Raw genomic sequence first — 23,598 nt, 5'->3', positions numbered from 1 at the left:
CAGGTCGAGATTAAAAATTCAGGTCGAGATCAGGCCCTAACAATAGGGCCTGACCGTCAACGGTATTGGAGGAAGACGTTGTCTCGCCCGAACTGGTCACGCAGGGCTTGAATCAAGGTATCCGCCGGGTCGATTCGCCAGGTCTCGCCGAACTGCAACAAGGCCTTCGCATCAGGACTCGTGTATTCCATGGTGATCGGGCACGCACCGCGGTGACGCTTGAACAACTCACCCAGCCAGCGTAGCTGATCGCCCTTGAGGTCTTTTGTCTGCAGCTTCAAGCGAAGGCTTTCGGCCAGATTGGTGCGCGCATCTTCCATGCTCATCACCCGCTTGACCCGCAGCCGCAGCCCGCCAGAGAAATCGTCGTTGCTGACTTCGCCTTCGACCACCACCATCGCGTCGGTCTGCAACAGCGACTGCGCCGAATGGAATGCTTCGGCAAACAGTGAGGCCTCGATCCGTCCAGAGCGGTCGTCGAGGGTGATGAAACCCATCTTGTCGCCCTTTTTGTTCTTCATGACTCGCAAGGCGATGATCATGCCCGCGACGGTCTGGGTATCACGAGCCGGTTTCAGGTCGATGATGCGCTGACGGGCGAAGCGGCGGATCTCGCCTTCGTATTCGTCGATCGGGTGACCGGTCAGGTACAGGCCCAGGGTATCTTTCTCCCCTTTCAGGCGTTCCTTGAGGGTCAGCTCCTTGGCCTTGTGGTGATTGGCGTAGACGTCGGCGTCTTCTTCGACGAACAAGCCGCCAAACAGATCGACATGACCGCTGTCTTTGGTACGCGCGGTTTGCTCGGCCGCTTTGATCGCCCCTTCCATGGCGTTCAGCAAGACCGCCCGGTTGCGGTCGATGTTGGCCTGATAGGCTTTCTGCTCGTCATGGAAGTAAGGCCCCAGACGATCCAGTGCACCGCTGCGAATCAAACCGTCGAGGGTGCGTTTGTTGATACGTTTGAGATCGACACGGGCGCAGAAATCGAACAGATCCGTGAACGGACCCTCCCGACGCGCCTCGGTGATCGCTTCCACCGGACCTTCGCCCACACCCTTGATCGCGCCGAGGCCGTAAATAATGCGGCCTTCGTCATTTACCGTGAACTTGAATTCCGAAGTATTCACATCCGGCGCGTCGAGACGCAGCTTCATGGTGCGAATTTCTTCGATCAAGGTCACGACCTTGTCGGTGTTGTGCATGTCTGCCGACAGCACCGCGGCCATGAACGGCGCCGGGTAGTGGGTTTTAAGCCACGCCGTTTGGTACGACACCAGACCGTAAGCGGCCGAGTGAGATTTGTTGAAGCCGTAACCGGCGAACTTCTCTACCAGGTCGAAGATGTTACCGGCCAGGTCGGCTTCGATATTGTTGGTCTTGCAACCTTCAATGAAACCGCCGCGCTGCTTGGCCATTTCTTCGGGCTTTTTCTTACCCATGGCCCGACGCAGCATGTCCGCACCGCCGAGGGTGTAACCGGCCATGACCTGGGCAATCTGCATCACCTGCTCTTGATACAGGATGATGCCGTAAGTCGGTGCCAGAACCGGCTTGAGGCCTTCGTACTGGTAGTCCGAGTGCGGGTACGCCAGTTCGGCGCGACCGTGCTTACGGTTGATAAAGTCATCCACCATGCCCGATTGCAGCGGGCCCGGACGGAACAGGGCCACCAGTGCAATCAAGTCTTCCAGGCAGTCGGGCTTGAGCTTTTTGATCAGCTCTTTCATGCCGCGCGACTCAAGCTGGAACACCGCGGTGGTTTCAGCTTTTTGCAGCAACTGGTACGTCGGCTTGTCATCCAGCGGGATGAAAGCGATATCCAGCGGCGGCTCATCAACCTTGGCGCGGTCGCGGTTAATCGTTTTCAGCGCCCAGTCGATGACCGTCAGAGTCCGTAGACCGAGGAAGTCGAACTTCACCAGACCGGCAGCCTCAACGTCGTCCTTGTCGAACTGGGTTACCAGGCCATCACCGGCTTCGTCGCAATAGATCGGCGAAAAGTCCGTCAGTTTGGTCGGGGCAATAACGACACCACCGGCGTGCTTACCGACGTTACGTACAACGCCTTCAAGCTTGCGGGCCATTTCCCAGATTTCAGCGGCCTCTTCATCGACCTTGATGAAGTCACGCAGGATTTCTTCCTGTTCGTAGGCCTTTTCCAGGGTCATGCCGACTTCGAACGGGATCATCTTCGACAGACGATCCGCCAGTCCGTAGGACTTGCCCTGCACCCGTGCCACGTCACGGACCACCGCTTTTGCTGCCATGGAACCGAAGGTGATGATCTGGCTTACGGCGTTGCGGCCGTATTTTTCGGCCACGTATTCGATGACCCGGTCGCGACCATCCATGCAGAAGTCGACGTCGAAGTCGGGCATCGATACCCGTTCCGGGTTAAGGAAACGTTCGAACAGCAGGTCATATTCCAGTGGATCGAGGTCGGTGATCTTCTGCACATAGGCCACCAGCGACCCGGCACCCGACCCCCGGCCCGGACCTACCGGTACGCCGTTGCTCTTGGCCCACTGGATAAAGTCCATAACGATCAGGAAGTAACCGGGGAAACCCATCTGGATGATGATATCCAGCTCGAAATTCAGCCGGTCGACGTAAACCTGACGCTTGGCCTCGTAATCTTCGGTGGTGTCCTTGGGCAGCAGAACCGTCAGACGTTCTTCCAGGCCATCGAAGGAAACCTTGCGGAAATACTCGTCGATGGTCATGCCATCGGGAATCGGGAAGTTGGGCAGGAAGTGCTTGCCCAGCTTCACTTCGATGTTGCAGCGCTTGGCGATCTCGACGGTGTTTGCCAGCGCCTCGGGCAAGTCACTGAACAGCTCGGCCATTTCCTCGGCACTTTTGAGGTATTGCTGATCGCTGTAATTCTTCGAACGCCGCGGATCGTCGAGGGCGCGGCCCTCACCGATGCAGACGCGGGTTTCGTGGGCTGCGAAGTCTTCCTGTTTGATGAAGCGCACGTCGTTGGTCGCCACCAGTGGCGCGCCGATTTTCTCGGCCAGGGCCACGGCGCCGTGCAGTTGCTCTTCATCATTGGGGCGATTGGTGCGCTGGATTTCCAGATAGAAGCGATCCGGGAACACGGCCATCCATTCCCGGGCCAGGGTTTCGGCTTCAGCCGGGTTGCCACTGAGCATGGCCAGGCCGATCTCACCTTCTTTAGCCGCCGACAGCATGATCAAGCCTTCGCTGGCTTCGGCCACCCACTCGCGCTCGATGATGATCGAGCCATTGCGCTGGCCGTCGATGAAGCCGCGGGAGATCAGTTCGGTCAGGTTGCGATAGCCGACGGCGTTCATTGCCAGCAGGCTGATCCGGCTCAGGGCGTTGTCCGGATCCTTGTTCGACAGCCACAGGTCAGCGCCGCAGATCGGCTTGATCCCGGCACCCATGGCGGCTTTATAGAATTTGACCAGGGAACACATGTTGTTCTGATCGGTGACCGCTACGGCAGGCATGTTCATGCCGACCAGGGTCTTGACCAGCGGTTTGATCCGCACCAGACCGTCGACCAGGGAGTATTCAGTGTGCAGGCGTAGGTGAACGAATGAAGCCGGCATAGTGATCCTGTCTAGTAACCGTGAAGACAACAAGGCCCGGATTGTACCGGGCCTTGGAAAAAACATCAGCCTTGCGACTAACTCTCGATCAGGTTTTCCCGCGCCTCGTAAGCCAGACGTACCGGAGCAAACGAGCGGCGGTGAATCGGCGTTGGCCCCAAGCGGGCGAGCGCCTCCAGATGAACGGGCGTCGGGTAGCCTTTGTGGCCCCCAATCCCGTAACCCGGGTAAATCAGCTCGAACGCCGCCATCTCGCGGTCGCGGCTGACCTTGGCCAGAATCGACGCAGCAGCGATGGCCGGAACCTTACCGTCGCCCTGCACCACCGCTTCGGCGCGCATGGACAATTTCGGGCAACGGTTGCCGTCGATCATCGCCAGTTTCGGTGTGATGTGCAGGCCTTCGACTGCGCGCTGCATGGCCAGCATGGTGGCGTGAAGGATGTTCAGCTCGTCGATTTCTTCGACTTCGGCCCGGGCGATGCACCAGCTCAGGGCTTTTTCGCAGATCTCGTCGTAGAGTTTTTCGCGGCGGGCTTCGGTGAGTTTTTTCGAGTCGTTCAGGCCGAGGATCGGACGACTCGGATCGAGGATCACCGCAGCTGTCACCACGGCGCCACAGAGTGGGCCGCGACCGACTTCGTCAACACCGGCAACCAATTCTTCAACTTCAGCGACCAAGGTGAAATCCAGCCCCATTTGCATGCTTGTTTTACTCATTGTACTTGGCCGATCAGGTTCAGCACTGCATCTGCAGCCTGGTTGGAGGCATCCAGACGAAGGGTCCGGTGGATTTCGTCGAAGCCACGGGTCTGCTCTTCGCCACCGTCGATGAGCGGCGACAAGATCTGGGCCAGAGCTTCAACCGTCGCATCGTCCTGCAGCAACTCGGGCACCAAGAGGCGCTGGGCCAGCAGGTTCGGCAAGGAAACGTAGGGGCTTTTCACCATTCGCTTGAGAATCCAGAACGTCAGCGGCGCCAGGCGATAAGCGACCACCATCGGCCGCTTGTACAACAACGCTTCAAGCGTAGCGGTCCCGGAGGCGATCAGCACGGCGTCACAGGCCGCCAGGGCCAGATGGGATTTGCCATTGAGTAAGGTCAATGGCAAATCGCGGCCGGCCAGCAATTCTTCCAGCTGCGCTCGGCGCTCAGGGCTGGCGCACGGCATGACGAAACGTACGCCGGGGCGCAAAGCCCGCAGGCGCTGGGCGGTATCGAGGAACAGCGCACCGAGACGGCCGACTTCGCCACCGCGACTGCCCGGCATCAGCGCAACCAGCGGCCCGTCAGGCAAGCCGAGTTCAGCCCGCGCGGCGGCGCGATCAGCTTCCAGCGGAATAGCATCAGCCAGGGAGTGCCCGACAAACCGCACCGGCACGCCCTTCTCTTCATAAAATTTCGCTTCGAACGGGAACAGCGTCAGCATCAGGTCGCAGCCTTCGCGAATCTTCAGCACCCGCTTCTGCCGCCACGCCCAAACCGACGGGCTGACGTAATGCACGGTCTTGATCCCGGCCTGACGCAGCTTCAGTTCGATATTGAGGTTGAAATCCGGGGCATCGATACCGATGAACACATCCGGCTTCTCGGCGATCAGGTCAGCGATCAGCTTTTTGCGACGAGCCATCAGCTCGCGCAATCGGCCCAGCACTTCCACCAGGCCCATGACCGAGAGACGCTCCATCGGGAAATACGAGGTCAGGCCTTCGGCCTGCATCAGCGGACCGCCGACACCGATGAACTCGACAGCCGGATGCTGAGCCTTGAGTGCGCGCATGAGACCCGTGCCAAGAATGTCGCCGGAAGCCTCACCCGCCACCAGCGCAATACGCAGATTAGCCATGATTAACGAGTGATGCCGCGGGTCGAAGACTGGATGGAATCACGGAATACCGCGACTTCCGGGAACTGGGCCGACGGTTCGGCCAGTTCGGCGAGCGCCTGTTCGACCGTCAGCCCCTGGCGGTAAACCACCTTGTAGGCACGACGCAGCGCGTGGATCGCATCTTCGCTGAAACCGCGACGACGCAGGCCTTCGAAGTTCATGCTGCGGGCTTCGGCCGGGTTGCCGAACACAGTGACATACGCCGGGACGTCCTTGCCGATGGCGGTGCCCATACCGGAAAAGCTGTGGGTGCCGATATGGCAATACTGATGAACCAGGGTAAAACCGGACAGGATCGCCCAGTCTTCAACGTGCACGTGGCCCGCCAGCGCGGTGTTGTTGACCAGGATGCAGTGGTTGCCGATGACACTGTCGTGGCCGATGTGGGCATAGGCCATGATCAGATTGTGATCGCCCAGGGTCGTTTCAGAACGGTCCTGAATGGTCCCACGGTGAATGGTCACGCCTTCGCGGATAACGTTGTGGTCACCGATGACCAGACGGGTTTCTTCACCCTTGTATTTCAGATCGGGCGTGTCCTCGCCTACCGAAGAAAACTGGTAGATGCGGTTGTGCTTACCGATTCGGGTCGGGCCTTTGAGAATCACATGCGGCCCGATCACTGTCCCCTCGCCGATTTCCACACCTGCGCCGATGATCGACCAAGGGCCGACCTCGACGCCGTCAGCCAGGATGGCCGTCGGATCGATGATTGCGCGAGGGTCAATCAAACTCATAGTTTGCGTTCCGCGCAGATAATTTCAGCGGAGCAGACTGGTTTGCCATCGACCGAAGCCTGGCACTCGAACTTCCAGATCTGACGCTTGCAGCTCAGGAACTTTGCCTCCAGCACAAGCTGATCACCCGGCAAAACCGGCTGGCGGAAGCGCAGCTTGTCGGAGCCAACAAAGTAGTAAAGGGTGCCGTCGGCCGGTTTCACGTCGAGCATTTTGAAACCAAGGATCCCGGCAGCCTGAGCCATCGCTTCGATGATCAACACGCCCGGCATGATTGGATGCGCAGGGAAGTGACCATTGAAGAAGGGTTCGTTGATGCTGACATTCTTGTAGGCGCGAATGCGCTTGCCTTCCACATCCAGTTCCACAACTCGGTCCACCAGCAGGAACGGGTAACGGTGAGGCAGGTATTCGCGAATCTCGTTGATGTCCATCATTTCGGGGGGAAGCCTATGTAAAGATTGGGAGCGCGCGACTGACGCGCACCCCTCTAGCAAATCAAGGAGGCAGTCTAGCGGCTGTGCACACTTGATATGGAAATGGTATCAGCCATCTGATGAAGCATTACCGTCAGGGGTCACTTCCCCTACACGCTTTTCCAGCTGTCGCAGACGTCGCGCGATGTCATCGAGCTGACGGATGCGGGCCGCGCTTTTGCGCCATTCGGCTGCTGGTTGCATCGCCGTACCGGATGAATAGGAACCCTTTTCGGTAATCGAGTGGGTCACCATGGTCATCCCGGTGATAAAAACGTTGTCACAAATTTCGATATGCCCCACCAGCCCTACGCCACCGGCGAGCATGCAATGCTTGCCGATTTTGGTGCTGCCGGAGATCCCTACGCACGCGGCCATGGCGGTGTGATCACCAACCTGGACGTTGTGGGCGATCTGAATCTGATTGTCGAGTTTCACACCATTGCCGAGGATGGTATCGGCCAGCGCACCGCGATCGATAGCGGTATTCACGCCAATTTCCACATCGTCACCGACCAGGACACCACCGATCTGAGCGATCTTCTGCCAGACACCTTTCTCGTTGGCAAAACCGAAACCTTCGCCACCGAGTACGGCACCCGATTGAATCACCACACGTTTACCGACGCGAACATCGTGGTACAGCGTGACTCGCGGGGCCAGCCAGCCACCCTCGCCAATCTCGCAGCGGGCACCGATGAAGCAGTGCGCGCCAACGGTCACACCCGCAGCAATACGCGCGCAGCTTTCGATCACCGCAAAGGCACCAATGCTCGCCGCCGGATCGACCACTGCATCCGCTGCCACAACGGCTGTCGGATGAATACCGACAGCGGCCTTTGGCTTGGGATCGAACAGATGGGAAACCCGCGCGTAGGCCAGATATGGATCAGGTACCACCAGCGCATTACCTGCAAAACCTTCAGCGTCAGCGGCCTTCAGCAACAGGGCTGCGGCCCGGCTGTCAGCCAGGTACTTACGGTATTGGGGGTTTGCGAGAAAGCTCAACTGAGCTGGGCCAGCCTCTTGCAAAGTGGCTAGCCCAGTAATTTCTTTCTCCGGGTCGCCACGCAGTGTGGCACCGAGGAACTCGGCCAATTGGCCGAGCTTTATAGTCGCAGTCATGGTTACTTCAGCTGATTCATGCGCTCGATAACCTGGCGAGTGATGTCGTACTGAGGTTTGACATCAATCACTGCGCCACGCTCGAAGACCAGGTCAAAAGCACCTTTCTTGATGACTTCTTCCACAGCGCTGTCCAGTTTCGGCTTGAGCTGCTTCAGCATTTCACGGTCGGCAACGGCTTTGGCTTCGTTCAGTTCCTTGGATTGGAACTGGAAGTCACGGGCCTTTTGCTTGAACTCGAGTTCCAGGCGTTCACGCTCGCCTTGCTGCATCTTGTCGCCGCCAGCCATCAGACGGTCCTGGATGCCTTTGGCACTGCTTTCCAGAGTCTTGAGCTTGGTCAGCTGAGGGCCGAACTTCTTCTCGGCATCCACAGCGTATTTCTTGGCCGCGTCGGACTCCAGCAGAGCCATCTGATAGTTCAGAACGGCGATTTTCATGTCGGCAAAAGCCGGACCCGCTACCAGTACGGTCGCCAGGAGAACCAATTGAGTCAACTTACGCACGATGCACTCCTACAAAATCCATTGTCGTTATCTTGGGTCAGACGCTTAGAACGTCTGGCCGAGGGAGAATTGGAACACTTGAGTCTCAGCGTCATCCGGTTTCTTGACCGGCATGGCCAACGCGAAGCTCAGAGGACCCAGTGCGGTAACCCAGGTCACGCCTACACCGACGGAGCTGGCCATGTTGCTCAGGCTGATGTCGTTGCACTCTGTTTGAGCGGTTGAACCGACATTTGCGTTCGTGGTCTTTTCGCACTTGGAGTCGAATACGTTACCCACATCCCAGAATACCGAAGTACGCAGCGAGCGCTGATCCTTGATGAATGGCAGCGGGAACAACACCTCGACACCACCCTGGATCAGAACGTTACCACCAAACGGCAGCGGGTCCTGGTCCGGGTCAGCGAGCGTACCGGTGTTACCCGTCACAGCCGCACCGCGACTCGGGGTACTGCGAGGACCGAGGGTGCTGTCCTTGAAGCCACGAACCGAGTTGAAACCACCAGCATAGTAGTTTTCATAGAACGGCAAGCCATCGGTAGAACCATAACCATCGCCATAGCCCAGCTCGGTGTGCAGGCGCATGGTGTAGTTTTCGGACAATGGCTGGAACAACTGGCCACGGTAATCAAGTTTGAAAAACGACAGATCACTGCCAGGCGTGGTGGTTTCCAGGGTCAGGCTCTGGGAATGACCACGGGTCGCCAATACGCCTTTGTTCAGTGTGGACTCGGACCAGCCGGCCGAGGCCTTGAAGTTCAGGTAGTTGTCGCCTTCCCTGTTAACGAAGTCGAAGATCTCGTCAACGGTGTATTGACCGGTCTTGATCTTGTCTTGTTGCGCAGTCAGGCCGAAGGTCAGACGCGAAGTCTCGCTAATCGGGTAACCGACGCTCACGCCTGCACCCAGACTGTCCACGGCATAGCTGGCTACGTCGACGTCGAGGTCTTTGTAGTCAGTGGTGCGATAAAACGCGTTGTAACCCAGGCTCACGCCATCAGCAGTCCAGTACGGGTCGACATAACCGAAGTTATAGCGGCTTTGGTATTGACTGCGGGTCAAGCCGATGCTGACCTTGTTACCCGTACCCAGGAAGTTGTTCTGGGTGATCGAACCACCGAGGATCAGACCGGCGCTCTGGGCGAAACCGACGCTGGCGGTAATCGAACCGGAAGCCTGCTCTTCAACGCTGTAGTTCACGTCAACCTGGTCGTCGACGCCCGGCACGGCCGGCGTTTCGACGTTGACTTCCTTAAAGAAGCCCAGACGCTCAAGACGAGTCTTGGATTGGTCGATCAGGTAGGTCGAAGCCCAGCCGCCTTCCATCTGACGCATTTCACGGCGCAGCACTTCGTCTTCAGACTTGGTGTTGCCACGGAAGTTGATGCGGTTCACGTAAGCACGCTTGCCCGGATCGACGGCGAACGTGATGTCGACGGTGTGGTCTTCATCGTGAGGCTGAGGCACGCCATTGACGTTGGCGAAGGTGTAACCCTCGTTACCCAGACGGCGGGTGATCAGTTCTGATGTGGTGGTCATCAACTTGCGCGAGAACACCTGGCCTTTCTGGACCAGCAGCAGGGACTTGACCTGGTCTTCAGGGACTTTCAGGTCGCCGCTCAGCTTGACGTCACGGACGGTGTACTTCTCGCCTTCATTGACGTTGACGGTGATGTAGACGTGCTTCTTGTCCGGGGTGATGGACACCTGGGTCGAAGCGATATCCATGTTGATATAGCCACGGTCCAGGTAATAGGAACGCAGACGCTCCAGGTCACCGGAAAGTTTTTCACGAGCGTACTTGTCATCGTTCTTGAAGAACGACAGCCAGTTGGTGGTCTTGAGTTCGAACAGGTCGATCAGGTCTTCATCAGGGAAGACGGTGTTACCCACCACATTGATGTGCTGGATGGCAGCAACCGTGCCTTCGTTGATATTGACCTTCAGCGCAACGCGGTTACGCGGCTGCGGCACCACTTCGGTGTCGACGGTAGCCGAGTAGCGACCCTGAGCGACATACTGGCGCTGCAGCTCGTTACGCACACCTTCGAGGGTGGCGCGCTGGAAGATCTCGCCTTCGGCCAGGCCGGATTGTTTGAGGCCTTTCATCAGGTCTTCAGTGGAGATCGCCTTGTTACCCTCGATCTCGATACTTGCAACCGACGGGCGCTCGACTACCGTGATGACCAGGACGTTGCCATCTCGGCCCAGCTGGATATCTTGAAAGAAACCGGTTTTGAACAACGCACGAGTGGATTCCACCAGGCGACGATCATCCGCCTGTTCACCGACGTTCAACGGCAAAGCACCAAAGACGCTACCCGCGGAGACCCGCTGGAGGCCATTGACGCGAATATCAGAGATAGTGAAGGACTCGGCGTGAACTTCGGCGATCATCAATACGGTGAGAACCGCAGTTAGCAGCAGACGTTTCATGAAGTCCTTTCTTATTCCAACTGGCAATAAACAAACTGCCGCAAAATGCGGCAGATTCGCAATTCAGCGAAGCGTTACAGTCGACCCAGATCATTGACCAGAGCAAGCAACATTACCCCGACCACCAAACTGATACCGATCTGTATCCCCCAACCCTGCACCCGATCCGACAAGGGGCGACCACGCGCCCACTCGATCAGATAAAACAACAAATGTCCCCCATCCAGTACAGGAATGGGCAACAAATTCAGAACTCCCAAGCTAATACTCAGATAAGCAAGGAAATTCAGGAAATCAGCGACACCCGACTGGGCAGAAGCGCCCGCCACTTTAGCAATGGTTATCGGTCCACTCAAGTTTTTTACCGAGAGCTCACCGAACAACATTTTCTTGAGCGAATCGAGGGTCAGTACGCTCATGGTCCAGGTGCGTCGAGCACCCTCCCCAATCGCGGCCACAGGACCGTAACTGACTTCGCGAATCATCTCTGGCGGCCAATCGACTGCTTTAACCCCGGCGCCCAGATAACCACTGGGTGCCTTCTTCTCGCCGCGAGCGGCCAGCGTCACAGGGACGTCGATTTGAGCACCATCACGCTCGATACGCAGCATGATTTTGGTATCAGGGTGCATACGGACCGTGTCAACCACCTGCTGCCAGTCATCGAGCGACTTGCCATCCAGAGCCAACAGTCGGTCACCGGTCTTGAGGCCTGCAGCCTGTGCCGGGCCTTTCGGGTCAAGTTCGGCCAGGACCGGTGGCAGCGCCGGACGCCAAGGGCGTATACCCAGCGAGCGAATCGGGTCCGGCTCATCGGCACCCTTGAGCCATTTATCCAACGCCAGCTCATGGGGCGAATCCGCCGTGGAACCCTGTTCACGGACCAGCAACTGCAGGGAACCGCTCTCCCCAAGACGACGGACCAGCTGCAGGTTCACCGCAGCCCAGCCGGATGTTGGCTCGCCATCGATGGCGATGATTTCCTGGCCCGGGTTCAAACCCGCCTTGGCGGCGATACTGCCGGATTCGACCGCACCAATGATCGGGCGCACTTGCTCGCTGCCGAGCATTGCGAGCACCCAGAAAAAAATCATCGCCAATAAAAAGTTGGCAATCGGGCCAGCAGCAACGATAGCGATGCGTTGACGGACGGATTTACGATTAAAGGAGTGATCAAGCTGATCGGCAGGCACTTCGCCTTCGCGCTCATCGAGCATTTTCACGTAACCGCCCAGCGGGATCGCGGCGACGACAAACTCAGTGCCTTTCTTGTCGTGCCAGCGCAGCAACGGCATACCGAAGCCCACGGAGAAACGCAGCACTTTGACCCCACAGCGACGCGCGACCCAAAAATGGCCGAATTCGTGGAAGGTGACCAGCACACCCAAAGCCACCAGGGTGCCGACAATCATATAGAGCGCGCTCATCTACTTTCTCCGCAATCCTATCCAGTGCTGCATGGGCTAACGTATTGCAGCACTTACCGCCCGTGACGACTCAACCATTGTCCGGCCAGAACTCGCGCTTTCGCGTCGGCCGTGAACACTGCCTCGAGATCATCAACCGCAACCACAGGCTCAAGATTCAAGACTTCTTCGATGATACTCGCGATTTCCGGGTAGCGAACCCGCCCGTCGAGAAAGGCCGCGACAGCCACTTCATTCGCCGCATTAAGCATGGCCGGTGCGCTATTGCCGGATTCGGCTGCCTGACGCGCAAGGCGCAGACACGGGAATCGCTCTTCATCAGGCGCCTGGAAGTCCAGCCGCGCAATTGCAAACAGGTCCAGCGGCGCAACACCCGAGTCGATTCGCTCCGGCCAGGCCAGCGCGTTAGCGATCGGCGTGCGCATGTCAGGGTTACCTAACTGGGCCAATACCGAACCGTCGATGTAATCGACCAGCGAATGAATCACGCTTTGAGGATGAATCACCACTTCGACCTGGGACGGCTTGGCATCAAACAGCCAGCAAGCTTCGATTAACTCAAGCCCCTTGTTCATCATGCTGGCCGAATCCACCGAAATCTTGCGCCCCATGGACCAATTCGGGTGGGCACACGCTTGCTCAGGGGAAACATGCACCAGTTCAGCCATAGGCGTCTGTCGGAACGGACCGCCAGAGGCTGTGAGTAAAATCCGACGGACCCCGACTGCACCCAGCCCACGAGCGAAATCCTGTGGCATGCATTGGAAAATCGCGTTGTGCTCGCTGTCGATCGGCAGCAACACCGAACCACTCTTGCGCACCGCCTGCATGAACAGCGCACCGGACATCACCAATGCTTCTTTGTTGGCCAGGAGGATTTTCTTGCCGGCCTCGACCGCCGCCAGGGTCGGTCGCAAGCCCGCTGCGCCAACGATGGCCGCCATGACCGCATCGACCTCAGGATCGGAGGCAACCTGACACAACCCCTCCTCACCCACCAGCACGCGAGTCGGTAGACCTGCGGCGCGCAAGTCGTCCTGCAAGCCCCGGGCAGCACTGGCCTCAGGCACCACGGCGAATCGCGGCGTATGGCGAACGCACAGCGCCAGCAGCTCGCTCAGACGCGTGAAACCGCTCAAGGCGAAAACCTGATAACGCTCGGGATGACGAGCGATGACATCGAGAGTACTCAGACCAATCGAGCCGGTCGCCCCCAGAACAGTAATCTGCTGTGGGCGGCTCACGGTGCTGCCATCCACAGCAGCACGGCAAACACCGGAATCGCTGCCGTCAGACTGTCGATACGGTCCAGCACGCCGCCGTGACCCGGCAGCAGATTACTGCTGTCCTTGATCCCGGACTGACGCTTGAACATGCTTTCGGTGAGATCACCTACCACCGAGACAAACACGATGATTGCTGCGCCAATCAGGCCTTTGAACAGCTGCGCCACCGTCCAGTCGCGGACCAGACCGACAACGACAGTGATAACCAGACTCACCGCGAGGCCGCCATAGACGCCCTCCCAGCTTTTGCCGGGACTGACCTGTGGCGCCAGCTTGCGCTTGCCAAAGGCCCGGCCAGAGAAGTAAGCACCGATATCAGCGCCCCAGACCAGCACCATCACCGCCATGATCAGCCAGTTGCCCAACGGCTCCTGCTTGATCTGAATCAGACCTTGCCAGGCCGGCAACAGGATCAGCAGACCGATCACCAGCTTGCAGGCAGCGCTGGCCCAATGTTCGCTGGTGCGCGGATAAGTCAGTACCAGGTAGGTTGCAACGCCCCACCAAAGCACTGAAGCGCCCAACACCCAAGGCGCGAGCCCAGGCAGGATATGCATGAAAAACAGCATCAACGCGACAACAACCGCATAGGCAACGCGGATCGGCTGTTCTGTGAAGCCCGCCAGGCGAGCCCACTCCCATGCACCGAGGGTCACGACCAGCCCGATGAACAGCGCAAAACCGGTGCCTTCGAGCAGGAAAAACCCGCACAGGGCAATCGGCAGCAGGATCAGCGCGGTGATGATTCGTTGTTTAAGCATTAAACCCTGGCCCCAGACTCGACCTGCTCGCTCGTTTTACCGAAGCGGCGCTGGCGAGAAGCAAAATCGGCCAGCGCATTACGCATGGCATCGTGTTTGAAGTCCGGCCAGAACAGGTCGGAGAAGTACAACTCGGCGTAAGCCAGTTGCCACAGCAGGAAGTTACTGATGCGGTGCTCGCCACCGGTACGGATGCACAAGTCCGGCAACGGCAAATCGCCGGTCGCCAGACAGGTTTGCAACAGTTCCGGGGTGATGTCTTCCGGACGCAGGTGCCCGGCCTGAACTTCCCGCGCCAGACGCTGTGCGGCCTGCGCGATGTCCCACTGACCGCCGTAGTTGGCTGCGATCTGTAGAACGAAGCGATTAGCGCCCGCTGTCATTGCTTCAGCTTCACGCATGGCAGCTTGAAGCTCTGGATGAAAGCGCGAACGGTCGCCAATGATGCGCAAGCTGATGTTGTTTTCGTTCAGGCGCTTGGCTTCGCGGCGCAATGCCTTGAAGAACAGATCCATCAAGGCACTGACCTCGTCAGCCGGGCGCTGCCAGTTCTCGCTGGAGAAGGCGAACAGGGTCAATACTTCAACCTTGGCCTCGAAACACACCTCGATCACCGCACGAACGGCATCCACACCCGCTTTATGACCGGCGACACCCGGCATAAAGCGCTTTTTCGCCCAGCGATTATTACCATCCATGATGATCGCGACATGGCGCGGCACCGCGGACGGCGCAGTCTGCTTAGTCTTTTCCATGAAAACGCGACCCTTATACGGCCATCAGGTCTTTTTCTTTCTGCGCCAGATTTGCGTCGATTTCAGCCACGTACTTCTTGGTCAAATCGTCGATCTCGCCAGTGGCACGACGCTCTTCGTCTTCGCTGATTTCTTTTTCCTTGACCAAATCCTTCAGCGAGCTATTGGCATCGCGACGGATGTTGCGCACCGCAACACGGGCATCTTCAGCGACATCGCGAGCCTGCTTGGTGAAGCCCTTGCGGGTTTCTTCGGTCAGGGCCGGCATGGAGATCAGCAGCAACTCACCCAGGTTGGTCGGGTTGAGGTTCAGACCCGCGCTACCAATGGCTTTGTCGACGGCACCCAGCATGTTGCGTTCAAAGGCAACGACTTGCAGGGTACGGGCGTCTTTAACGGTGATGTTCGCCACCTGCTTGATCGGCGTGTCGGAACCGTAATACGGCACCATCACACCTTCCAGAATGCTTGGGTGCGCCTGGCCGGTACGAATACGGCCGAAGTTGTGCGCCAGCGACTCCACGGATTTTTTCATGCGCTCTTGAGCGTCTTTCTTGATTTCGTTGATCATTGTTGGCCTTCCTCGATCAGGGTCCCTTCAGCGCCGCCATGCACGATGTTCAGCAGGGCGCCGGGCTTGTTCATGTTAAATACGCGCAATGGCATCTTGTGGTCGCGGCACAGGCAAATGGCGGTCAGATCCATCACGCCCAGCTTGCGATCCAGCACTTCATCGTAAGTCAGATGATCGAACTTCTCGGCATGCGGGTCTTTGAATGGGTCAGCGGTGTAGACGCCATCGACCTTTGTCGCCTTGAGCACGACATCGGCATCGATTTCGATTGCACGCAGACACGCTGCCGAATCCGTGGTGAAGAACGGATTGCCAGTACCGGCCGCGAAAATCACGACTTCCTTGGCGTTCAGGTGGCGCATGGCTTTGCGGCGATCATAGTGATCGGTCACGCCAACCATGGAAATGGCCGACATCACGATGGCCGAGATATTGGCACGTTCCAGCGCATCGCGCATGGCCAGGGCGTTCATCACAGTGGCCAGCATGCCCATGTGGTCGCCAGTGACCCGATCCATGCCGGCCGCGCTCAGTGCGGCACCGCGGAACAGGTTACCGCCACCGATCACCAGACCGACCTGAACACCGATGCCGACCAATTGACCGACTTCCAGCGCCATGCGATCCAGAACTTTCGGATCGATCCCGAACTCTTCCGAGCCCATCAGGGCCTCGCCGCTAAGCTTGAGTAGAATGCGTTTATAGCGAGCCTGATAACCACTGCCCTGCTGAGCCATTGCGAATCTCTCCTGCGGCGTATTTTAAAAATTCTTTGCGAGCTGTTTACAGCTGGCGTTCACTCTATCTTGGCACTGCTTCAGCGCCATCGGAACATGGCTTTGTAAGCCAGTTCCAAAAGGAAACCAATTAAAAATTGGTGCCCCATCTGAAAAGAGGCTGCGCGCGTAAGCGGGCAGCCTCTTCAGGGCGACAGTTAAAAAACCGTCTTATTGCTTGGCGGCAGCCAGCTGGGCAGCAACTTCTTCAGCGAAGTTGTCGACCGGCTTCTCGATGCCTTCGCCTACTTTGAAGTAGGTGAAAGAAACGATTTCTGCACCGGCTTTCTTGGCCAGGTCGCCGACCTTGATTTCAGGGTTCTTGACGAACGCCTGCTCAACCAGGCTCGCTTCAGCCAGGAACTTGCTGATACGGCCTTTGACCATGTTTTCAACGATGTTTTCCGGCTTGCCGGCGATCTTGTCAGCGTTGAGGGTCAGGAACACGCCTTTCTCGCGCTCGACCGCTTCAGCGGAAACTTCCGATGGCAGTAGGAATTCAGGGTTGGTGGCCGCTACGTGCATAGCGATGTCTTTGGCCAGCTCAACGGTGCCGCCCTTGAGAACAACCGCAACACCGATCTTGTTGCCGTGCAGGTAACCACCAACAACATCACCTTCAACGCGAGCCAGGCGACGGATATTGACGTTTTCGCCAACCTTGCCGACCAGAACCAGGCGATCGGCTTCTTGAGCTTCGATCAGCGGAGCTACGTCAGTCAGCTTGTCAGCGAACGCTTTTTCAACGCTGGAAGCAACAAATGCCTTGAAGTCGTCCTGCAGAGCCAGGAAGTCGGTCTGCGAGTTCACTTCCAGCAGAACGGCGGTTTTACCGTCTTCCTTGAGAGCGATAGCGCCTTCAGCAGCCACGTTGCCTGCTTTTTTGGCAGCCTTGATGGCGCCCGAAGCACGCATGTCATCAATGGCTTTTTCGATGTCGCCGCCAGCCTTGGTCAAGGCCTTTTTGCAGTCCATCATGCCTTCGCCAGTACGCTCGCGCAGTTCTTTGACCAACGCTGCAGTAATCTCTGCCATTTCAAAATTCCTCTTGGATAGGTTTTCAACCATTCCACCCGATCGAACGGGCGATCAATTCTTCCCGAACCACCCTTGTAAGCCGCTGCACGTTACAGAAGCTGTAGCTGCGCCGCCGACAAACGGTTTTCGAGGTGGCAAAAAGGGGGCCAAGCCCCCTTTTTGCTTACTGAGTCAACGCCAAGGCGTCAATTACTCAGCTGCTGCTACCGGAGCTTCTTCAACGAACTGCTCGGTGCCGCCAGCAACGTGGTTGCGACCGCGGATTACAGCGTCAGCCATCGAACCCATGTACAGCTGGATAGCGCGGATTGCGTCATCGTTGCCTGGGATGATGTAGTCAACGCCTTCCGGGCTGCTGTTGGTATCGACTACGCCGATAACCGGGATGCCCAGCTTGTTGGCTTCGGTGATCGCGATGCGCTCGTGATCAACGTCGATAACGAACAGAGCGTCTGGCAGACCGCCCATGTCCTTGATACCACCCAGGGAACGATCGAGCTTCTCAAGATCGCGAGTGCGCATCAGCGCTTCTTTCTTGGTCAGCTTGGCGAAAGTACCGTCTTCGGCTTGCACTTCAAGGTCACGCAGACGCTTGATGGAAGCACGGATGGTTTTGAAGTTGGTCAGCATGCCGCCCAACCAGCGGTGATCGACGTACGGCGAACCGCAACGTGCTGCTTCTTCAGCAACGATCTTGCCAGCGGAACGCTTGGTGCCGACGAACAGAATCTTGTTTTTGCCCTGGGCCAGACGCTCTACGAAAGTCAGAGCTTCGTTGAACATTGGCAGGGTTTTTTCAAGGTTGATGATGTGGATCTTGTTACGCGCGCCGAAAATGTATTTACCCATTTTCGGGTTCCAGTAACGGGTCTGGTGACCGAAGTGCACACCGGCCTTCAGCATATCGCGCATGTTGACTTGGGACATGATAGTTCCTTAATAAGTCGGGTTTGGCCTCCACGTATCCCAATGACCAACCAGCAGCATCAGCTGAAGGCACCCAGGTCATCGTGTCGACACGTGTGTGGATTTAGGCTTTTCAGGGGATCCCCGGAAAGCGGCGCATTTTATATCACAAGGCTGAAAAAAACGGAACCCGGTTTGTTAAATCCTGGCGCGTGCTAGGGCTCCGCCCCTTGGAATCCTCCAAGAATGCGCCATTCTATAAGGAGAAGCGATGCACAGAGGCTCAGATTTGCGCTGCTCGTCTGTTAGAATCGCGTTTTTCAGGGCCGTGAAGATCGATCGCGAAACGCCCATTTCGTTTTAGAAAGCGCCATCGAGCGCAGAGAGAGCCTGTATGACCGTCACCCTCAAAACCCCCGAGGACATCGCAAAAATGCGTATCGCCGGCAAACTGGCCGCCGATGTGCTGGAAATGATTGCCGAACATGTCAAGCCGGGCATCACCACTGAAGAACTGGACCGCATCTGCCACGACTACATCGTCAACGAGCAGAAAGCCATCCCTGCCCCGCTCAACTACAAGGGTTTCCCGAAGTCGATCTGCACCTCGATCAATCACGTGGTCTGCCACGGTATTCCGAACGAGAAGCCATTGAAGGACGGCGACACGCTGAACATCGACGTCACGGTCATCAAGGACGGCTACCACGGCGACACCAGCCGCATGTTCCACGTCGGCACCGTGCCGGTCTGGGCCGAGCGCTTGTCGCAAATCACCCAGGAATGCATGTACAAGGCCATCGAAATCGTCAAACCCGGCTGCCGCTTGGGCGACATCGGTGAAGTCATTCAGAAGCACGCTGAAAAGAACGGTTTTTCCGTGGTTCGCGAATTCTGCGGTCACGGCATCGGCAAAGTGTTCCACGAAGAGCCGCAGATCCTGCACTACGGACGTGCCGGCACCGGCATGGAACTGAAAGCCGGCATGACGTTCACCATCGAGCCGATGATCAATCAGGGCAAGGCCGACACCAAGGTACTGGGCGACGGCTGGACCGCAATCACCAAGGACCGCAAGCTGTCGGCACAGTGGGAGCACACCCTGCTGGTGACCGAAACCGGTTACGAGATCTTCACCCTGCGCGCCGACGACACCATCGCGCGCGTTTCGGCCTGATCCGAGCCGCGCAGCTCCTCAGCCTTATAGACAGGAAAGCCAATCGATGCCGCAGGTGGATCCCGAACTCTTCGACCGTGGCCAGTTCCAGGCTGAACTGGCCCTGAAGGCAAGCCCGATCGCGGCCTTCAAGAAGGCGATTCGACAGGCCCGCGAGGTGCTCGACGAGCGCTTTCGCAGCGGCCGCGACATTCGCCGGTTGATCGAGGACCGCGCCTGGTTCGTCGATAACATCCTGCAAAAGGCCTGGGAGCAGTTCAATTGGAGCGAAGACGCCGACATCGCGCTGGTCGCGGTCGGCGGCTACGGTCGCGGCGAGCTGCACCCTTATTCCGACATCGACCTGCTGATCCTGCTGGACAGCGCCGATCACGAAGTTTTCCGTGATTCCATCGAGCGTTTTCTGACGCTGTTGTGGGACATCGGCCTGGAAGTCGGCCAGAGCGTGCGCTCGGTGGACGAATGCGTCCAGGAGGCCCGCGCCGACCTGACGGTGGTCACCAACCTGATGGAAAGCCGCACCATCTGCGGCCCCGAGCGCTTGCGCCAGCGCATGCTGGATGTCACCAGCACCGCGCACATGTGGCCGAGCAAGGACTTCTTCCTGGCCAAACGCGCCGAGCAGAAGGCTCGTCACCACAAGTACAACGACACCGAATACAACCTGGAACCCAACGTCAAAGGCTCGCCCGGCGGCCTACGGGATATTCAGACGATTCTGTGGGTGGCCCGTCGTGAATACGGCACCCTGAACCTGCGGGCCCTGGCCGGCGAAGGTTTCCTGGTCGAGAGCGAAAACGCCCTGCTGGCCTCCTCCCAGGAATTCCTGTGGAAGGTTCGCTACGCCCTGCACATGCTCGCCGGTCGCTCCGAAGACCGCTTGCTGTTTGATCACCAGCGCACCATTGCCGGGCTGCTGGGTTTCAAAGGTGATGACGCCAAGCAAGCCATCGAAAACTTCATGCAGCAGTATTACCGGGTGGTCATGAGCATTGCCCAGCTCAGCGACCTGATCATCCAACACTTTGAGGAAGTCATCCTCGCGCCGGAAGATGAAGCGCCGCCGCAGCCGATCAACTCGCGATTCCAGCTGCACGACGGTTACATCGAGGCACGCAACGACAACGTGTTCCGCCGCACACCGTTCGCCATGCTGGAAATCTTCGTACTGATGGCTCAGCAGCCGGAAATCAAAGGCGTGCGCGCCGATACCATTCGTCTGCTGCGAGAAAATCGCCACCTGATCGATGACGACTTCCGCAACGACATCCGCAACACCAGCCTGTTTATCGAGCTGTTCAAGTGCAAGATCGGCATCCATCGCAACCTGAGACGGATGAATCGCTACGGCATCCTCGGGCGCTACTTGCCGGAGTTCGGCTTTATTGTCGGGCAGATGCAGCACGATCTGTTTCACATCTATACGGTCGATGCTCACACCCTGAACCTGATCAAACACTTGCGTAAGTTGCAGTACACCCAGGTGTCGGAAAAATTCCCGCTGGCCAGCAAGCTCATGGGCAAACTGCCCAAACCCGAGCTGATCTACCTGGCCGGCCTGTACCACGACATCGGCAAAGGCCGGCATGGCGATCACTCGGAAATCGGTGCAGTGGACGCCGAAGCCTTTTGCCAGCGCCATCAGTTGCCGGTGTGGGACAGCCGCCTGATCGTCTGGCTGGTGCAGAACCATTTGGTGATGTCGACCACTGCCCAGCGCAAGGACTTGTCCGACCCGCAGGTCATCCATGATTTCGCGCAGATCGTCGGCGACGAAACCCACCTCGATTATCTGTACGTGCTGACCGTCGCCGACATCAACGCCACCAACCCGACGCTGTGGAATTCCTGGCGCGCCAGTCTGTTGCGCCAGCTCTACACCGAGACCAAGCGTGCCTTGCGCCGTGGCCTGGAAAACCCGGTGGACCGCGAAGAGCAGATTCGCCAGACCCAGAGCGCCGCACTGGACATTCTGGTGCGCGGCGGCACCGACCCGGACGACGTCGAGCAGCTGTGGGCGCAATTGGGCGATGACTACTTCCTGCGCCACACTGCCGGCGACGTGGCCTGGCACAGTGACGCGATCCTCCAGCAGCCGGCCGACGGCGGGCCGCTGGTGCTGATCAAGGAAACCACTCAGCGCGAGTTCGAAGGCGGCACGCAGATCTTCATCTATGCACCGGACCAGCACGACTTCTTCGCCGTGACCGTGGCCGCGATGGACCAGCTCAACCTGAACATTCACGACGCCCGGGTCATCACCTCCAGCAGCCAGTTCACCCTCGACACCTACATCGTGCTCGACACCGACGGCGACTCGATTGGCGACAACCCGGCACGGGTCAAGCAAATCCGCGAAGGCCTGACCGATGCCCTGCGCAACCCGGACGATTACCCGACGATCATCCAGCGTCGGGTGCCGCGCCAGCTCAAGCATTTCGCGTTTGCGCCACAGGTGACGATCCACAACGACGCCCAACGCCCGGTAACCGTGCTGGAGCTCAGCGCCCCGGATCGCCCCGGTCTGTTGGCGCGGATTGGCACGATCTTCCTGGAGTTCGACTTGTCGCTGCAAAACGCCAAGATCGCGACCCTCGGCGAACGCGTGGAAGACGTGTTCTTCATTACCGACGCGAACAATCAGCCGCTGTCCGACCCGCTGCTGTGCAGCCGCTTGCAGGATGCGATCGTCAAACAACTGACCGTCAACCAGGAATCAGAAATCAAACTGTCGCGACTCAGTATCTGAATTAAAAAATTCCCCCTGTGGGAGCGGGCTTGCCCGCTCCCACATTAAAAGAGGCCCCGATGAACAACGCTCTGACCCAATTGCAGCCCTACCCGTTCGAGAAACTCCGCGCCTTGCTTGGCAGCGTCACGGCAAACCCGGACAAACGCGCCATCGCACTGTCCATCGGCGAGCCGAAACACCGTTCGCCAAGCTTTGTCGCCGAAGCCCTGGCCAGCAATCTGGATCAGATGGCCGTGTACCCGACCACCCTCGGCATCCCGGCCCTGCGTGAAGCCATCGCCGCGTGGTGTGAACGTCGTTTCAGCGTTCCGCACGGCTGGCTCGACCCGGCGCGCAATGTGCTGCCGGTCAACGGTACCCGCGAAGCGCTGTTCGCCTTCACCCAGACCGTGGTCAACCGTGGCGACGACGCACTGGTGGTCAGCCCGAACCCGTTCTATCAGATCTACGAAGGCGCGGCGTTCCTTGCCGGGGCCAAGCCGCATTACCTGCCGTGCCTGGACGAAAACGGCTTCAACCCGGATTTCGATGCGGTTTCGCCAGACATCTGGAAACGCTGCCAGATCCTGTTCCTGTGCTCGCCAGGCAACCCGACCGGCGCCCTGATCCCGGTTGAAACCCTTAAGAAGCTGATTGCCCTGGCCGACGAATACGACTTCGTGATCGCCGCCGACGAGTGCTACAGCGAACTGTACTTCGACGAACAAACCCCGCCGGCGGGCTTGCTCAGCGCCTGTGTGGAACTGGGCCGCAAAGACTTCAAGCGTTGCGTGGTGTTCCACAGCCTGTCCAAGCGCTCCAACCTGCCGGGCCTGCGTTCAGGCTTCGTGGCCGGTGATGCGGACACTCTCAAAGGCTTCCTGCTGTATCGCACCTACCACGGCTGCGCGATGCCGGTTCAGACTCAACTGGCCAGCGTTGCCGCGTGGAATGACGAAGTGCACGTGCGCGCCAACCGTGCGTTGTATCGCGAGAAATACGATGCGGTGCTGGAAATCCTCAGCCCGGTAATGGACGTGCAGCGCCCGGATGGCGGGTTTTACTTGTGGCCGAGCGTTGACGGTGATGATGAAGCGTTTTGCCGCGACCTGTTTGTCGAAGAGCATGTGACGGTGGTGCCGGGGTCATATTTGTCCCGTGACGTCGACGGCGCTAATCCCGGCGCTGGCCGTGTACGTATGGCTTTAGTCGCGCCGTTGGCCGAATGCATAGAAGCCGCCGAGCGAATTCGCGCGTTTATTACCCGCAACAAGTAGTCTCCCGCCCGCACTGTGCAACGCAGTGCGGGCAAACTTTTATAACCGGTAACACTTCACCCGAAATTAAAGCTCACTGAACTGCAGAGTCCCCCTTACTCTCGTGCAGCGCATTAGCGTTGTATTCACGCAACCCACTTCAAG

The 23,598-nt window shown here is 58.2% G+C and carries 19 protein-coding genes; 3 read left to right on the top strand and 16 right to left on the bottom strand.

The genetic code is table 11. The annotated features are described in order from the left end of the window. Window positions 1-56: 56 nt before the first annotated feature. From dnaE to rpsB, 16 genes are all read right to left on the bottom strand, one after another. Window positions 57-3,578 (bottom strand): DNA polymerase III subunit alpha, encoded by a 3,522-nt coding sequence (dnaE, locus tag ACYZT5_RS30880; RefSeq protein ID WP_462048688.1) that lies wholly within the window; start codon window positions 3,576-3,578, stop codon window positions 57-59. 77 nt (window positions 3,579-3,655) lie between these two features. After that, window positions 3,656-4,282, bottom strand: coding sequence for a ribonuclease HII (gene rnhB, locus ACYZT5_RS30875; RefSeq protein ID WP_415774006.1), 627 nt, complete (start codon window positions 4,280-4,282; stop codon window positions 3,656-3,658). 11 nt (window positions 4,283-4,293) lie between these two features. Beyond that, complete coding sequence (lpxB, locus tag ACYZT5_RS30870; RefSeq protein WP_462048687.1) at window positions 4,294-5,424, bottom strand: lipid-A-disaccharide synthase; 1,131 nt, start codon at window positions 5,422-5,424, stop codon at window positions 4,294-4,296. 2 nt (window positions 5,425-5,426) lie between these two features. Continuing rightward, window positions 5,427-6,203 carry an acyl-ACP--UDP-N-acetylglucosamine O-acyltransferase gene (gene lpxA / locus ACYZT5_RS30865; RefSeq protein ID WP_462048686.1) on the bottom strand — a complete coding sequence of 259 codons (777 nt, stop codon included), beginning with the start codon at window positions 6,201-6,203 and terminating at the stop codon, window positions 5,427-5,429. After that, entirely contained in the window at window positions 6,200-6,640 is a 441-nt protein-coding gene (gene fabZ / locus ACYZT5_RS30860) for a 3-hydroxyacyl-ACP dehydratase FabZ (RefSeq protein WP_462048685.1), read from the bottom strand. Before fabZ ends, lpxA begins: the two co-directional genes overlap by 4 nt. A gap of 108 nt (window positions 6,641-6,748) precedes the next feature. After that, window positions 6,749-7,804: a UDP-3-O-(3-hydroxymyristoyl)glucosamine N-acyltransferase gene (gene lpxD, locus ACYZT5_RS30855; RefSeq protein WP_462048684.1), complete on the bottom strand. Its 1,056-nt coding sequence runs from the start codon at window positions 7,802-7,804 to the stop codon at window positions 6,749-6,751. Window positions 7,805-7,806: 2 nt separating this feature from the next. After that, window positions 7,807-8,310 carry an OmpH/Skp family outer membrane protein gene (locus ACYZT5_RS30850; protein ID WP_008028980.1) on the bottom strand — a complete coding sequence of 168 codons (504 nt, stop codon included), beginning with the start codon at window positions 8,308-8,310 and terminating at the stop codon, window positions 7,807-7,809. Between the two features lie 45 nt (window positions 8,311-8,355). Then, on the bottom strand, window positions 8,356-10,746 hold the full coding sequence (bamA, locus tag ACYZT5_RS30845) for an outer membrane protein assembly factor BamA (protein WP_462048683.1): 2,391 nt from the start codon (window positions 10,744-10,746) through the stop codon (window positions 8,356-8,358). 74 nt (window positions 10,747-10,820) lie between these two features. Beyond that, window positions 10,821-12,173 (bottom strand): sigma E protease regulator RseP, encoded by a 1,353-nt coding sequence (gene rseP / locus ACYZT5_RS30840; RefSeq protein ID WP_462048682.1) that lies wholly within the window; start codon window positions 12,171-12,173, stop codon window positions 10,821-10,823. A gap of 53 nt (window positions 12,174-12,226) precedes the next feature. Further along, window positions 12,227-13,417, bottom strand: a complete 1,191-nt coding sequence (gene ispC / locus ACYZT5_RS30835; protein ID WP_462048681.1) for a 1-deoxy-D-xylulose-5-phosphate reductoisomerase — start codon at window positions 13,415-13,417, stop codon at window positions 12,227-12,229. After that, window positions 13,414-14,220 carry a phosphatidate cytidylyltransferase gene (locus ACYZT5_RS30830; protein ID WP_462048680.1) on the bottom strand — a complete coding sequence of 269 codons (807 nt, stop codon included), beginning with the start codon at window positions 14,218-14,220 and terminating at the stop codon, window positions 13,414-13,416. The genes ispC and ACYZT5_RS30830 overlap by 4 nt, the downstream gene beginning before the upstream one ends. Beyond that, window positions 14,220-14,975, bottom strand: a complete 756-nt coding sequence (uppS, locus tag ACYZT5_RS30825) for a polyprenyl diphosphate synthase (protein WP_462048679.1) — start codon at window positions 14,973-14,975, stop codon at window positions 14,220-14,222. The genes ACYZT5_RS30830 and uppS overlap by 1 nt, the downstream gene beginning before the upstream one ends. 13 nt (window positions 14,976-14,988) lie before the next feature. Continuing rightward, complete coding sequence (gene frr, locus ACYZT5_RS30820; RefSeq protein ID WP_403104918.1) at window positions 14,989-15,546, bottom strand: ribosome recycling factor; 558 nt, start codon at window positions 15,544-15,546, stop codon at window positions 14,989-14,991. Next, entirely contained in the window at window positions 15,543-16,286 is a 744-nt protein-coding gene (gene pyrH / locus ACYZT5_RS30815) for a UMP kinase (protein ID WP_003172271.1), read from the bottom strand. The genes frr and pyrH overlap by 4 nt, the downstream gene beginning before the upstream one ends. Window positions 16,287-16,496: 210 nt before the next feature. Continuing rightward, window positions 16,497-17,360: a translation elongation factor Ts gene (tsf, locus tag ACYZT5_RS30810; RefSeq protein WP_438660655.1), complete on the bottom strand. Its 864-nt coding sequence runs from the start codon at window positions 17,358-17,360 to the stop codon at window positions 16,497-16,499. 192 nt (window positions 17,361-17,552) lie between these two features. Further along, window positions 17,553-18,290 carry a 30S ribosomal protein S2 gene (gene rpsB, locus ACYZT5_RS30805; RefSeq protein ID WP_003219330.1) on the bottom strand — a complete coding sequence of 246 codons (738 nt, stop codon included), beginning with the start codon at window positions 18,288-18,290 and terminating at the stop codon, window positions 17,553-17,555. A gap of 373 nt (window positions 18,291-18,663) precedes the next feature. On the opposite strand from rpsB, the gene map reads away from it, so the two are divergent. From map to dapC, 3 genes are read left to right on the top strand one after another with little or no spacing between them, the layout of a single operon-like run. Continuing rightward, entirely contained in the window at window positions 18,664-19,446 is a 783-nt protein-coding gene (gene map / locus ACYZT5_RS30800) for a type I methionyl aminopeptidase (protein WP_462048678.1), read from the top strand. A gap of 46 nt (window positions 19,447-19,492) precedes the next feature. Next, window positions 19,493-22,195 (top strand): [protein-PII] uridylyltransferase, encoded by a 2,703-nt coding sequence (locus ACYZT5_RS30795; protein ID WP_462048677.1) that lies wholly within the window; start codon window positions 19,493-19,495, stop codon window positions 22,193-22,195. A 59-nt stretch (window positions 22,196-22,254) separates the two neighbouring features. Further along, window positions 22,255-23,454, top strand: a complete 1,200-nt coding sequence (gene dapC / locus ACYZT5_RS30790) for a succinyldiaminopimelate transaminase (RefSeq protein ID WP_462048676.1) — start codon at window positions 22,255-22,257, stop codon at window positions 23,452-23,454. Window positions 23,455-23,598: the final 144 nt, after the last annotated feature.

The organism is Pseudomonas sp. LB3P14, from assembly GCF_054898045.1.
Note: the sequence above shows the minus strand (reverse complement) of the source record. Positions and strands in the feature narration are given on the sequence as shown.

Excerpts from the sequence above, each read along its gene's own strand:
- pyrH (WP_003172271.1), bottom strand. The coding sequence starts at position 16,286 with ATGGCTCAGCAGGGCAGTGGTTATCAGGCTCGCTATAAACGCATTCTA.
- bamA (WP_462048683.1), bottom strand. The coding sequence starts at position 10,746 with ATGAAACGTCTGCTGCTAACTGCGGTTCTCACCGTATTGATGATCGCC.
- map (WP_462048678.1), top strand. The coding sequence starts at position 18,664 with ATGACCGTCACCCTCAAAACCCCCGAGGACATCGCAAAAATGCGTATC.
- lpxA (WP_462048686.1), bottom strand. The coding sequence starts at position 6,203 with ATGAGTTTGATTGACCCTCGCGCAATCATCGATCCGACGGCCATCCTG.
- ACYZT5_RS30795 (WP_462048677.1), top strand. The coding sequence starts at position 19,493 with ATGCCGCAGGTGGATCCCGAACTCTTCGACCGTGGCCAGTTCCAGGCT.
- tsf (WP_438660655.1), bottom strand. The coding sequence starts at position 17,360 with ATGGCAGAGATTACTGCAGCGTTGGTCAAAGAACTGCGCGAGCGTACT.
- ACYZT5_RS30830 (WP_462048680.1), bottom strand. The coding sequence starts at position 14,220 with ATGCTTAAACAACGAATCATCACCGCGCTGATCCTGCTGCCGATTGCC.
- rseP (WP_462048682.1), bottom strand. The coding sequence starts at position 12,173 with ATGAGCGCGCTCTATATGATTGTCGGCACCCTGGTGGCTTTGGGTGTG.
- rnhB (WP_415774006.1), bottom strand. The coding sequence starts at position 4,282 with ATGCAAATGGGGCTGGATTTCACCTTGGTCGCTGAAGTTGAAGAATTG.
- dapC (WP_462048676.1), top strand. The coding sequence starts at position 22,255 with ATGAACAACGCTCTGACCCAATTGCAGCCCTACCCGTTCGAGAAACTC.
- lpxB (WP_462048687.1), bottom strand. The coding sequence starts at position 5,424 with ATGGCTAATCTGCGTATTGCGCTGGTGGCGGGTGAGGCTTCCGGCGAC.
- fabZ (WP_462048685.1), bottom strand. The coding sequence starts at position 6,640 with ATGATGGACATCAACGAGATTCGCGAATACCTGCCTCACCGTTACCCG.
- dnaE (WP_462048688.1), bottom strand. The coding sequence starts at position 3,578 with ATGCCGGCTTCATTCGTTCACCTACGCCTGCACACTGAATACTCCCTG.
- lpxD (WP_462048684.1), bottom strand. The coding sequence starts at position 7,804 with ATGACTGCGACTATAAAGCTCGGCCAATTGGCCGAGTTCCTCGGTGCC.
- uppS (WP_462048679.1), bottom strand. The coding sequence starts at position 14,975 with ATGGAAAAGACTAAGCAGACTGCGCCGTCCGCGGTGCCGCGCCATGTC.
- frr (WP_403104918.1), bottom strand. The coding sequence starts at position 15,546 with ATGATCAACGAAATCAAGAAAGACGCTCAAGAGCGCATGAAAAAATCC.
- rpsB (WP_003219330.1), bottom strand. The coding sequence starts at position 18,290 with ATGTCCCAAGTCAACATGCGCGATATGCTGAAGGCCGGTGTGCACTTC.